An 11,818-nucleotide genomic window follows, 5' to 3' on the forward strand; every position below is an offset into this window, starting at 1 on the left:
GCGGACTCGATTCCACCGCCCTCGCGTGACCCGACGTACTGGATGAAGACCCGAGTCCGAATTGCAAGGAGCAAACGCGTGCCAATGAGCGGTTTTTCAACGGCCTGTTAGAGCGAAAACTGCTCGATCTGAGCGGGGGTCGGCATCGACTTTGACTTCCAGGAAAAGTGAGCATAAGGCGGCCCAAAACTACGCGCAATTTCCGTCCGCCCACAGGCGTGGCGCGCGTCGCACGATGAACACTCGGATGAAATGGCCAACTTACCTAACGTGCTCGCGTCCGTTCGGCATTGGCACCGGGTGCTCCGGGACATCCTCCGTTGCCGGAGGCAACGTGCAAGGCCTCTCCAACGCATCGTCCTCTTGCCTACCTTCGCCCGGCCTCGCTCGACAGCTCGGGCCGTTCATGTCAAACGCCCGCGTGCGCATCAAAAGTCGCAGTTCGCTAGGGCGCTCAGGAAAGCGCGAGGCGGGCATTGGGGTAGAAGAGCGAGGAAAAACGTATTAAAAAGGAATCAATCAACCGAGTTGGAGGCGCCTACCGTGAAGCAGCAGCTGGACCACCTCCGCCGCAATTTCGCACTTTTGCACGCGGCCGTGGTGGCCGCGCGAGAAGTGCTGATCGAGGCGTTCCGGTGCCCAGATGTGCGGCTGCGGCCAGGGGCCTTCTTCCGAAGAGGTGCATGCGTTCGAGGTGGCCAGTCAGGCGGAAGCGAGTGCCAATGCGCAGTTAGAGAGCCATCTTGTCGTGGCCCGTGCTCAAGACGTTATGGATCGGGCACTTCGTGCGGCTTCCACCGGCAAGAGCCGATCTGGAGACGCGACCGAATGAAGCCGCCTTGCCGCGTCGACGCGTCGGCTCATGAGGTTTTCGCGTCGCTGTCGACGTGGGGCTTCGCCACGCTTTCGCAATCAAGGTCGCCTGAAGGCGGCCTTCCCGTGGTGGATGGGAATTACCGACGCGGCGCGCAGGCCCGAGCAAATGCCGTTGGCCACTGGAGGCACTGGGCATGAACCTTCAAGCGCAACTGCGGCAGCAGCGGGCGTCTTGGCGATCACGGAAAAGGGGAATGTGGAACTTCCTCGAATGCACTACGCCGAGGGCGTTCTGAACCAAAGCATTGTGAAGGCCAACTGGTTTCAGGTGGCAGCCTACGCGCTCGCGAAGCGATCAAGACATCCCGCGGGGCCGCGACACGCGCGGAACGATTGGGTCGCTCCGCTCGCCCTCATCTCTGGGCGCGCGTCGATAAGCGATGAACAGGTCCGTCTGCGCTGGCAAGGCGAGCCCCGCAATCGCCGCATCCGAGTGCGCAGTGGCAAATGGTAAGCCGAGGTCCTACGCCGGTTGGAGAAAACAGGAGCACCGAGTTCAATCCGGTCCTCATTAGCGTCTTCGGCGTACGTGACACCCGGAGGCCTTATGCCAATTTCACTTCGATGGACGCTGCTGCCTTCAATCGCGTTCGCTTGCAGCGCCATTGCGCAGTTGCCGCCTGGCGATGGCCCCCATGCCGTCTCCACGGTCATGCTGGAGGCCTCTCCGGTTCGGTTCAGCGACGAACTGCTGAGTCAGTTGAAGGTGCCACCGGGCTTCACGGTGAATGTCTTTGCCAGAAACATGCAACATGTCCGATGGATGCAAGTCGCACCCAATGGCGACGTGTATGTGAGCCGGCCCAAGCAGGCGGATGTGCTGCTGCTGCGCGACACCAATGGTGACGGCATCATGGATGTGCAGATTGCGGTGGCTCAAAACATCAAAAATGTCCACGGTCTGCTGCTGGAGGGCAACAGGCTCTACATGGCGAGCGACAAGAAGGTGCTGGTTGCCGATGTGCAGAGCGACGGCACGCTCGGTCCACCACGCGTGATCGTCGATGACCTGCCGGATGGTTCACAGCACCCGTATCGAACGCTTGCCTTCGGCCCGGATGGATTCCTGTACGTGACGGTCGGTTCGCAATGCAACAACTGCGTGGAGACCAATCCGGAGGCTGCCACCGTCTTGCGCATGCGTCCCGATGGAAGTGGCCGCAGCGTGTACGCACGCGGCCTGCGCAACACGCTGGGTTTTGCTTTCAATCCCGTGGGCGGCCAGCTCTACGGCTTCGACCACGGCTCGGACGATCGCGGCGACGATATTCCGCCTGAGGAGCTCAACGCCATCCTGCCCAACAAGCACTACGGCTGGCCTTTCTGCTACGGAAACAGGGAGGTCGACATGAAGCAGCAGAACGACCCGGAAAACTCAACCCGAGCCGATTTTTGCCCGACCACCGAAGCTCCAGCGCTCACTTATACCGCCCATTCGGCACCCATCGGATTGGTCTTCTATACGGCCAACCAGTTTCCCGCCGAGTACCGCAACAACGCATTTGTGGCCATGCGAGGATCGTGGAACCGCGGCCAGCCCAGCGGCTTCAAGGTGGTGCGGGTGCGCTTCGATACGGCCGGCAAGCCACAGGCCATCGAGGACTTTGCCACCGGCTGGCTGCTTGCGTCCCCACCGCCCCATCTGCGGCAGCCAGGCCGGGGCCCTGTGGCCGAACAGGCGAAGGGGCGTCGGCCGGCCCAGTTCGGACGCCTGGCCGGACTGGCTGTCGGCGCGGACGGCGCCCTGCTGATCGCGGAGGATCAGAACGGCGTCATCTATCGCGTGAGTTACGGCCGTTGAGGAGTTCCGAGATGAAGCAATTCTTTTTTCGCCTTTCGTGCATCACCTTGACCACCGGTCTCTTGGTCGCCTGCGCGGGGGCGCCGCAGGCTGACCCTGCGGCCTCAGGCGCAGCGCCCTCGCCAATCTCCACGGCGGCGCCCGTCGCGGCTGCACGTCTCGTCACGTCGACCGGTCAACCGGGCGGTACCGTGACCTTTGCGCCGACGGGCGGGGGCGTGCTGCTCGCGGCACAGGTGCAGGGAATCGCGCCGGGCGCGCACGGCATGCACATCCATACGAACGGTGCCTGCGCGAACGGGCCGGATGCGGCCACCGGCCAGATCGTCGCGTTCGGCGCTGCCGGCGGGCACTTCGACCCGGGCAACTCGCGCAAGCATGGGCATCCCGGCGACCCCATGGCGGTCTCACATGCGGGCGAGCTACCCGCACTCCAGGCCGGCGCGGATGGCCGCGCCAGCCTGAGCTATGTCAACGCCCACATCACGCTCGACCGGTCGGCAACGTCGGTGCTGGGCCGCACGGTCATCGTGCACGCGCACCCTGACGACTACGCCACCGACCCTGCGGGCAACTCGGGCGCACGGCTTCTGTGTGGCGTGATCGAGGACAGCCGGCCGACGATTGTGCGGTCCAGGACCACGTTGGAAGGCACCCATGTCTTTCCCGAAGGCATAGCCGTCGATCCCCGCACGGGCGATGCGTACGTGGGCTCGACCTCCAACGGTGACCTCTTCCGTCTGCGGCCGGGCGCGCCGCAGGCCGAACTGCTGCAGATCGGCGGCGCCGTAGGCCGTCAGGGGGCATTCGGCATGAAGGTGGACGGCCAGGGCCGCCTCTGGGTGGCGGGCGGACCCAACGGGACCTTGTCCGTGGTCGACACCACCACAGGCAACACGCTGGGGTTGCTCAAGGCGCCCCAGGACCCGCCGGGCTTTCTCAATGACCTGGTCATTCTTTCCGACGGCACGGCCTACGTGACCGATTCCTTCCGGCCCGTGCTTTACCGGGTGCGAACGACGGCTAGCGCCCCAGCCGCGCTCGAACCCTGGCTCGATCTGACGCAGACTCCGATCCGATATCAACCCAACCAGATCAATCTGAACGGCATTGTGGCTTCCGGCGATGGGCGTTATTTGCTCGCGATCCAGTTGGTGACGGGCCAGCTCTGGCGCATCGACACGCGCACCAAGGCGGTTGCGCAGGTGCGCATGGAAGGAGACGACTTGAAGGACGGAGACGGCTTGGTGCTGGCGGGTCCTACCGACCTCTATGTCTTGCGCAATGCGCCCAACGAGCTGGCCCGTGTGCGTCTTGCAAGCGACTGGTCCAGCGGTCGCGTAGAACACCGCCTGACCGACGCGCGGTTCAAATACCCGACCACCGCTGCCATCGGCAAGAGCGGCCTGATGGTGGTGAACGCCCAACTCGACCGGCAAAAGCATCCACCGGCCTTGTTGCCCTTTGATGTTGTCACAGTGCAGCTGCCTCCATGATCAGAGCGTGGAGAGGATGATGAACAAACGCTTACCCCTGTCGCGTGTTACCGAGGTGTCAGCCAAGGCGGCCCCCGTGGTTGTCTGTGGCGTCGTCGCGCTTGCACTGGCCGCGTGCGGTGGCAGCAACACGCCCTCCAACGTGGTGGCGCCGGGTGCGAAGGAGGGCGTGAAGACCCAGGCCTTGGAAACCGGGGCCGCTCTGCTGCAAAGCCGCCCACCGGTGGAAGCCCTGAACGCTTACCTGGACGGCTTTCACTTCTACAACGGTCGGCCCGAGGAGCAGATGGAGGCGCATCACTACTGCGCGATCGTCAATGACGAACTGATCCAGTGCGTGGTCTATGACGGCAACGCCAAGGACGCCAAGCTGATGGGTGTGGAATACATCGTGAGCGAGCGCCTTTTCCGCACGCTGCCGGACACGGAGAGGAAGCTGTGGCACAGCCATGTTCACGAGGTGAAGTCAGGGCAGCTCATTGCCCCCGGCATTCCGCAGGCCGCCGAACACGAGCTCATGAAGAAGCTCATTTCGACTTACGGCAAGACTTTTCATACGTGGCATACCGACCGTCAGAAAGAACTGCCGCTCGGCGTGCCTCAACTCATGATGGGCTTCACATCGGATGGCATGGCCAGCAGCGAGATGGTGTCGGCCCGTGACAGGCGCTTTGGCGTCGATAGCGCCGAGAAAAGGAAGAATCGGGAAGACATCGTTGCGCCGCCGGTTGCGACAGGGGCCGACGCGTGGCAGCGCGGGCAGGTCATGCAAATCCAGGACCCGACATCAGGCGATGCACAACATCACCTGCAGTCTGGAAAAGACGCGCCTCGCATCCCGCCGGCGCCGAAGTAAGCGACGCGCCGCACCATTTGCGCGGTGATTGCGTCGACCGCGATGCCGCGACGCAACTCTCAACCAGTTCTTTCGTGTCGGGCCGGCGGCGGTGACGGCTAATCTGCCATCGTCGGTCTTTCAGCCACGTGGTTCATTGCAGGCTCTGGCGATGCGAGCTTCGCCGCTCGCGACGGACGGCGGCGCCGTGGATTTTTCAGGAGGGCGAACAGGCGCAGCGCTTGCAGCGCCCCGCAACGTTCTGGACGCTGGAGACGCAATACCTCGCGAGCAGCCAACAGGGCAAAACGGCGCCGCGAAAGCTGCGCGAGTCGCTGTCCTGCACTCGCCAAGTCCGTTGTCCGCTCCCTTGTGCGTTTTCAATGTTCAAACTTCTTCTCCATCTCACATCAAAACAGCCATGGCAAACGACCATGTCGAGCGCGCAGACAATGATTGTCCCGAAGCGAAGTCAGTGGCGAGTCAAACACTCGATGTCACTGGACACCCGCATTGGGCGATACCGACGTGGCGGCGAAACTGGTATGCCAAGGCGCATTCGAGAGGCTTGAATCATGCGCACTGATGCAACGCAGCCATTCCACTACCGCGGATATGACTTCATGTGCACCGCTCACCCGGTGGACGAAGCCACTTTTCAACCCCGGGTGCTCTGCCTCCGCGGCAACGACAGCGTGCAGCAGGTGGAATTGCTGCAAGACAGCGATGCCTATGGGTCTTTGGCGGAGGCGCTGAGGCACGCCGAGCAACAAGCCGTTCGATGGGTGCACGATCGTACCGGCGACGGCCAAGGCCGTTTCTAGGATTTCGGCATGGCCATCAGCACCAGCGCTGAATTGCGCGCCCTTGCCTTCAATTGCAGCCTGAAACCCCCGGGGCAGCCGTCGTCCACAGCAGCGATGCTTGGCCACGTCCGAGACGCGCTGGCCACGCACGGCGTGGCGTGCGAGATCGTCAGCGCGACGGGCTTCAACATCCTGCCTGGCGTGCGCTCGGACGAAGGGTCTGGCGACGAATGGCCCGAACTTCGGGCCAAGGTGGTGAGTTCTGACATCATCGTCATCGGCTCGCCCATCTGGATCGGGCAGCCCAGCAGCGTAGCCAAGCGAGTACTCGAGCGAATGGACGCATTCCTGTCCGAGGCAGATGAAAGCGGACGCATGCCCTCCTATGGTCGTGTGGGCGCCGCCGCCGTCGTCGGCAACGAGGACGGCGCGCATCATGTCGGCGCCGAAATCTATCAAGCGCTGAACGATCTCGGGTTTTCGCTCGCAGCCAACGCCTTGACCTACTGGGTCGGCGAAGCGCGCACGAGTGGCGAGTACCGCCAGTTGCATCCCGTGCCAGACTCGACCACCGATGCCACACGGATGATGGTGCGCAACGCGGTGCACTTGGCACGTCTGCTCAAGAACGCGCCCTATCCTCCCAAGCTTGCGCGCACCTGAGAGATGCGAGGAGCCGGCAAGCATCGATCAGGAACGCCCCACCCCTTCTGACCGTGCAGTTGCCTGCGAACAAGCTCAGCCCAGGTGCTTGGCAGGGACTGAGTAGTGCACAGAGAAACCTGAACCCACAGATCACCTGTATGGGCATGCCGGCCTGTCCCGCTTTGCAGTGCCGTGGGCGCACACCGCCCGAGTGCCAGCTTGGCACGTCGAACGGCTGGGCTTGAATGACTGACAACGCGTTTGGTTCTGATGTTGCATGACCAAGTCGCGCTGCCCCCTCGAGCGGCCGATCGTCCTCCCTGATCGGGGATGCGCGACAACCGGCTTCGCATAATTAGATCGGACGCCCGCCCGCCATCACTTCCAACAGATCAGCGATGGATCCGGCGATCGATTCAAGCGAACATTGCGCGTTGCGCGAGCCCCGAGTTGTGCATCACAGGGAAGGGAATGCTAGGCGTGCTGCTTGCTCCCCGAATTTCCACCGCCGGCGGAGCCTGCATCGCCGCTCGATGCCGTCGCATTCTTGCTGCTGCCGCTTGTCTCGCCACTCGTCGAGGGGGTGCCTGCTTTTCCGCTGAGGTCGGTGTCGCCCCCGCTGGCGCTTCGCTGCCGCGACTGCGCCCGGCCGGCTCGCCACGTGTTGAATTCGTTGGCGAATTTGCCGTAGCGCTCGCGGCGAAATGCCTCGTAGTCGTCATCGAGCTGCTGCATCTGTTCATTGCGCCACTGATCGTAGTCCGGGTCACGATGGCGGCTCTGGAACTGGTCGGGAACGCGACCCCAGCGCTGCTGACCTTGGATTTCGTCGCGTCCTTGCCCATAGCTGCTCTGGCCGCCGAAACCGCCGCCGTATCCTGCTTGGCCGCTGCCGCCGTCCCCGCCATAGCGGCCGCCGTCCTCGCCGCCCCACGGAGCCCGCCAGTCGCCTGCTTGACCGCTGCTTTGGCGCGCCCTCTGACCGCCGCGCTCGAAGTCGCCGTAGCGCTCGTCGTCGGGATGGCCGTGCCAGCTACCTTGGCCGGTGGTACCGCGCCCATAGTCGGCGCTCGCCATCCGGTTATAGCCGCCGGAATTGCGGTCGCGATAACCGCCGCTACGACTGTCGCCGCCGTCGTTTGATCCGCCGGTGCCGCTGCTGTAGCTGCCTCCTCCGCCGCCGCGCGGCGTCTCGTAGTCGCCCTGCTGACCACCGCGGCCACGCTGGAACTGCTCCTGTTGGCGCCGATAGCGGCGATCATCATCGTCACGTGAATTCATGCTTGTATCTCCTTGGCTTTGCGTGCGCTAGTGAAAAGCCGAACAGCGATGCGCACGGGTTCGCTGCAGGAACTGAATTTAGGCCGCGCGGAATGGGGTGCTGTAGGCGTGCTTCGCACTCACGCCGTCTGGCTTGGCGTACAGCCATGGACGGCCGAGATTTTCCAGGCCCTCTCGCGCTGTTGGGTCGAGCTCGCGCACAGGGAATTGCCGCAATCGCTGTCATGTGGGAATGCGCAGGCCAGGCCGGACCGCCGAATGGACTGCCGTCGCGCTGGACCGGCGCTCAGATGCAGCGCTACGTACAGTTGCGAAGGTGTAATGCCAGCGGGGGCCAGGACTCTGGTGAACTTCTCTTGTCAACAGCGCGTCCAGTCCAGCAAATGCGCCGGACAGGGTCGAAGTTGAAAACCAAGCGACTCCAATGTGCCCGGCACCAGAGGTCAAGCGCAACTGCTCAGTTGCTCCTGTTCCATGCGCATGCGACGTCAACGGTAGTCTCCATAATCCGCGAATCACCGCGCGCTTCGAGCATGCGCGTGCGGGTGAGTCGCCCCGACCCACATGTGAGGGCGAAGCGCACGATGCATGCATGCGCCGAGGCGCGGAGTTTTCCACCCTGCGAACCAGAACGCCCCCGGGCCGCACACCGGACCCCGCGGACGCTGATCGATGCCCAGACTTCCGCATAAGCGGGCCGCTCAGAAACGGTAGCTTGCGGGATCATCAAGCGCCTGTCTTGAACGTGAAAGTTCTCGTGAATGCGCCCGCGGTGTTGGCGGTGATTGCCGGATTGGTGCCGGTGCTCGTCAGCACGCCATTCGAATTGCTTGTCGTCGTATTGGTGCCGCTGATGCTGGCGGTGTACTCGGTGTTGGGACGCAGCGGCGCGTCAGGCATCAACACCACGGTGCCCATGTCGGTGATGTTTCCATTCGGGTCGCTCTGCGAATTGAGGACGGGGCGCAACGCCACCGGGGAGGCGTCGGACCTTTGCACCAGCGCAGCGGAGGTGATCTGCAACTGCTGGCCAGCACGCACGACCACGATGATGGGCTGTCCAATGGGCTGAGCGCTGAGGTCGCGCCCTGGTATCGGGTTGGGAGACTCGTTGGTCAGCCGCCAAGCGGTGCCGGTTGTGCCTTCGCAGGGATAGGTCTGCACCTGCGAGGGTCCGGGCAACTGAGCTGCGGCGCCTTGGGCGAGGCCTAGCGCGAGCGACGCGAGGACCCGTGGACCGAATCTGGTTGTGGTATTGGTCATGTCCGAACTCATGACGGAGAGGCCCAGATCGCGCACCGGAGAGAGCAGGCTGACGGCATGGTAAGGAGCGCTCAGAAGGCCCCGGATCGCAGCTTCCCCGTAGCCCCTGATGACGCTGGTACCGCTGATCTCGCTGAGGTCGTCGCCGAGAACGGAGTAGGCATAACCCGCTGCGCGCGCGCGGTCCGCCGGACTATTCCCCGTGAAAGCTGGCAGCTTGGAATCCTGAAAGTGCCCGGTAGCGCCGTTCGCAAGAAGATAGTTGGCATGCCCACGCGCAGCGACGTCAAGCATGGAGTTCTGCGCGAGCGTGCCGAAGCCGCAGCGCTGGCGCTCGCTGTTGAGTCTCGCGAAGGCGCTGGACTCTTCAGATGTGGCGGGGTAGGTGCCAGTGGGAATTGAGGCCACCAGGGAGGCATCCGCGACAGGCGCGTTGTCTGCAGGTGCAGCGGGCGCGCTGGCGACAGGCGCAAAGGGAATCCCGCCGCCTCCACCGCCACCGCCACCGCAGCCGACAAGCGCAACGAAGGACAATGTCACGACGAGGGACTTGGCCCAGAAATTCGCTGCCAATGGCATTGAATGCTTCATGAGAGCACCTCCAACACGACATGGGAAAAGACCTCTGACCACGGCGCGCCCACTATGTGCCGCGCGCGCCGGACGTCGTTCGATGCCGCCGACCTGCCGCGTGGATCAGTTGCGGAAACTCGGCTGACAACTCGCGTGCCAGAAATCCCAGGGGACCGTGCCGTCGCGACAGGAGCGCCCCCGCCCGTGCATGCAGCGCCACGCCCCATGCGCTGGCGACAGCGGGTGCAAGGCCGCGCGCAGCGAGGCCCCCGATGAGTCCGGCGAGCGCGTCGCCGGAGCCCGAAGTGGCCAGACCGGGGGTCGAGGCCTCGTGTCGCCAAGCGGTACCGTCCGCTTGTGCGATGAAAGTGCAAGCGCCTTTGAGCACCACGCAAGCGTTCCAAAGCTGCGCCGCGACGACAGCGGCATTCAGGGGATCATCGCAGACAGCCTGTTTTGTGAGTCCGGTCAGCTTCGCCATCTCCCCCGCATGCGGAGTCAGTACCACGGGCTGTTCAAGCGGGCCTTGTTGGACGACGCCCATGGCGAATGCATCAAGTACCACCGTGCTTCGCTGGAACAGGGGAATCAGGCTGCGCACGAAGGCGAGGCTGGCTGTCGCCTCCAGCATGCCAGGACCGAGGACCACGGCGTTGACGGCGCCAGCCAACGCGGCGAGCCTGTCGGCGCCGCGCGCATAGAACGAACCGCTGCTTGACAGCGGGAGACCGATCACGCGCGCTTCCGGAATGGCGATGGCGAGCCCCGGCGCCACGGCCGCAGGCACTGCCACCGAGAGCTTACCTGCGCCGGCGCGAAGCGCGGCCACCGCGGCCAGGATGACGGCGCCTGGCGTCTCGACGCTGCCGCCGATCACCAGGACGTGTCCGCGCACTTCCTTGTCGGCGTCGGAGCCATGGTCCGGGAAAGGCCAACGCGCGAGCATGGCAGGCGTGAGCAACTTCGCGCGATGCGAATGTGCGCTCATGAACGCACTCAGGGCTTCGCAGCGGCCGGATGGTCCGGCGCTCGGGTGACCGGCGTCGCAGCCTCTTCCAGCGGCGCCAGAAAATTGACCAGGTCGACCCGCAGGATTTCGTCATCGCGGTTGCCACGCTCCGACTTGTAGGAGGTCACGGCGCAGTTGGGCACATCGCCCTGTCGATCGATGTCGAGGATTTGTCGCTCGTCCATGTGCTCCAGCAGGTAGCGCATGCAATTGACGATCACTTGGTGCGCGACCACCAGCACTCTGCGGCCGGCGTACTCTCGCGTGATCATTTCGAGCAGGCTGCGCAACCTCAGGATCACGTCGCACCAGCTTTCACCGCCCGGGGGCCGGAAGTAGAACTTGCCGACATGCAGCCGCTGCTCGTTGAGTTCGGGATGCTTTTGCTTGATACCGAACTTGGTCAGGCGGTCGAGGATGCCGAACTCCTTCTCACGCAGGCGTTCATCAACGCGAAGTGTCGTGTGCGAGGCGATGGAGCCGCAACGCTCGGCCACAAGCCGTGCGGTTTCCAGGGCCCGCAGGTACGGGGAGCAGATCACCACTTCCGGCTGCTCCTGGGCCGGGAGTCTTCCGAACCACTCGCCGAGCGCCGTCGACTGCGAGACGCCGAGTTCCGACAGGGGCACGTCGATGTCGCGCCACGCAAGGTCGATCACCGCGAGGCCGCCTGATTCGGCTGCGTCACGCGCAACGTTGCCAGCGCTTTGCCCGTGGCGCACGATCCAGAGCGTTTCGGGCCAGTTCGCATGCATAAGTCGACTTCAGTGTTGAGGGTGATTGCGGGCCAATGTAAAAGTCATCTGCCGTGCACTTCGTAGGCCAATGCCGCCTGAAGGCAGCGACGGTTTGCCGGCGCTGTAGGTGCGGCGCTCTCGACGCGCTACCGAGCCACCGCGTAGCACCTCCACGTTCAATGACCTCCCCAGCGATTCAGTTTCGTGGAATGCTCGATCGCCGTCGTCCACCGCGCCTGGCCGGCGGCTTTAAATCCCCGACGAGGGCAAACGAACGGGCGTGCAGGCTTGGCCTCAGTCAGGAAAACGATCCAGACCGCGCCGATTTTCGATCTTGACGTGTTTTTTCCGAACTCAATCGCGGGGCCGTCGCGAGGGCCGCTAGCAGGCCGTTGAAAAACCGCTCATTGGCACGCGTTTGCTCCTTGCAATTCGGACTCGGGTCTTCATCCAGTACGTCGGGTCACGCGAGGGCGGTGGAATCGAGTCCGCGCAG

General features: G+C 63.8%; 9 protein-coding genes. 5 read left to right on the forward strand and 4 right to left on the reverse strand.

What is annotated here, in order from left to right; translation table 11 throughout:
* Positions 1-1,528 precede the first annotated feature (1,528 nt).
* From WKW82_RS39270 to WKW82_RS39290, 5 genes are all read left to right on the forward strand, one after another.
* Positions 1,529-2,677: a PQQ-dependent sugar dehydrogenase gene (locus WKW82_RS39270; RefSeq protein ID WP_340348633.1), complete on the forward strand. Its 1,149-nt coding sequence runs from the start codon at positions 1,529-1,531 to the stop codon at positions 2,675-2,677.
* Between the two features lie 191 nt (positions 2,678-2,868).
* Entirely contained in the window at positions 2,869-4,173 is a 1,305-nt protein-coding gene (locus tag WKW82_RS39275) for a superoxide dismutase family protein (RefSeq protein WP_340348634.1), read from the forward strand.
* 19 nt (positions 4,174-4,192) lie between these two features.
* Positions 4,193-5,029: an OBAP family protein gene (locus tag WKW82_RS39280; RefSeq protein WP_340348635.1), complete on the forward strand. Its 837-nt coding sequence runs from the start codon at positions 4,193-4,195 to the stop codon at positions 5,027-5,029.
* Between the two features lie 554 nt (positions 5,030-5,583).
* Positions 5,584-5,832, forward strand: a complete 249-nt coding sequence (locus WKW82_RS39285; RefSeq protein ID WP_340348636.1) for a hypothetical protein — start codon at positions 5,584-5,586, stop codon at positions 5,830-5,832.
* 9 nt (positions 5,833-5,841) lie between these two features.
* Complete coding sequence (locus tag WKW82_RS39290) at positions 5,842-6,477, forward strand: flavodoxin family protein (RefSeq protein WP_340348637.1); 636 nt, start codon at positions 5,842-5,844, stop codon at positions 6,475-6,477.
* Between the two features lie 456 nt (positions 6,478-6,933).
* Here WKW82_RS39290 and WKW82_RS39295 read toward each other — a convergent pair whose 3' ends face one another.
* From WKW82_RS39295 to WKW82_RS39310, 4 genes are all read right to left on the reverse strand, one after another.
* The gene (locus WKW82_RS39295; RefSeq protein ID WP_340348638.1) at positions 6,934-7,740 is read right to left on the reverse strand and encodes a hypothetical protein; all 807 of its coding nucleotides are present in this window, start codon (positions 7,738-7,740) and stop codon (positions 6,934-6,936) included.
* A gap of 726 nt (positions 7,741-8,466) precedes the next feature.
* Positions 8,467-9,582: a CAP domain-containing protein gene (locus tag WKW82_RS39300; RefSeq protein WP_340348639.1), complete on the reverse strand. Its 1,116-nt coding sequence runs from the start codon at positions 9,580-9,582 to the stop codon at positions 8,467-8,469.
* Positions 9,583-9,646: 64 nt separating this feature from the next.
* Positions 9,647-10,522, reverse strand: a complete 876-nt coding sequence (locus tag WKW82_RS39305; RefSeq protein ID WP_340348640.1) for an NAD(P)H-hydrate dehydratase — start codon at positions 10,520-10,522, stop codon at positions 9,647-9,649.
* Positions 10,523-10,572: 50 nt separating this feature from the next.
* Positions 10,573-11,340 carry a histidine phosphatase family protein gene (locus WKW82_RS39310; RefSeq protein WP_340348641.1) on the reverse strand — a complete coding sequence of 256 codons (768 nt, stop codon included), beginning with the start codon at positions 11,338-11,340 and terminating at the stop codon, positions 10,573-10,575.
* Positions 11,341-11,818: the final 478 nt, after the last annotated feature.

This window comes from Variovorax rhizosphaerae (assembly GCF_037889975.1).
Lineage (GTDB): Bacteria > Pseudomonadota > Gammaproteobacteria > Burkholderiales > Burkholderiaceae_C > Variovorax > Variovorax rhizosphaerae.

Bases quoted from the DNA above. Each gene is read 5' to 3' on its own strand.
- WKW82_RS39270 (WP_340348633.1), top strand. From the start codon at position 1,529: ATGCTGGAGGCCTCTCCGGTTCGGTTCAGCGACGAACTGCTGAGTCAG.
- WKW82_RS39280 (WP_340348635.1), top strand. From the start codon at position 4,193: ATGAACAAACGCTTACCCCTGTCGCGTGTTACCGAGGTGTCAGCCAAG.
- WKW82_RS39285 (WP_340348636.1), top strand. From the start codon at position 5,584: ATGCGCACTGATGCAACGCAGCCATTCCACTACCGCGGATATGACTTC.
- WKW82_RS39290 (WP_340348637.1), top strand. From the start codon at position 5,842: ATGGCCATCAGCACCAGCGCTGAATTGCGCGCCCTTGCCTTCAATTGC.
- WKW82_RS39295 (WP_340348638.1), bottom strand. From the start codon at position 7,740: ATGAATTCACGTGACGATGATGATCGCCGCTATCGGCGCCAACAGGAG.
- WKW82_RS39300 (WP_340348639.1), bottom strand. From the start codon at position 9,582: ATGCCATTGGCAGCGAATTTCTGGGCCAAGTCCCTCGTCGTGACATTG.
- WKW82_RS39305 (WP_340348640.1), bottom strand. From the start codon at position 10,522: ATGCTCGCGCGTTGGCCTTTCCCGGACCATGGCTCCGACGCCGACAAG.
- WKW82_RS39310 (WP_340348641.1), bottom strand. From the start codon at position 11,340: ATGCATGCGAACTGGCCCGAAACGCTCTGGATCGTGCGCCACGGGCAA.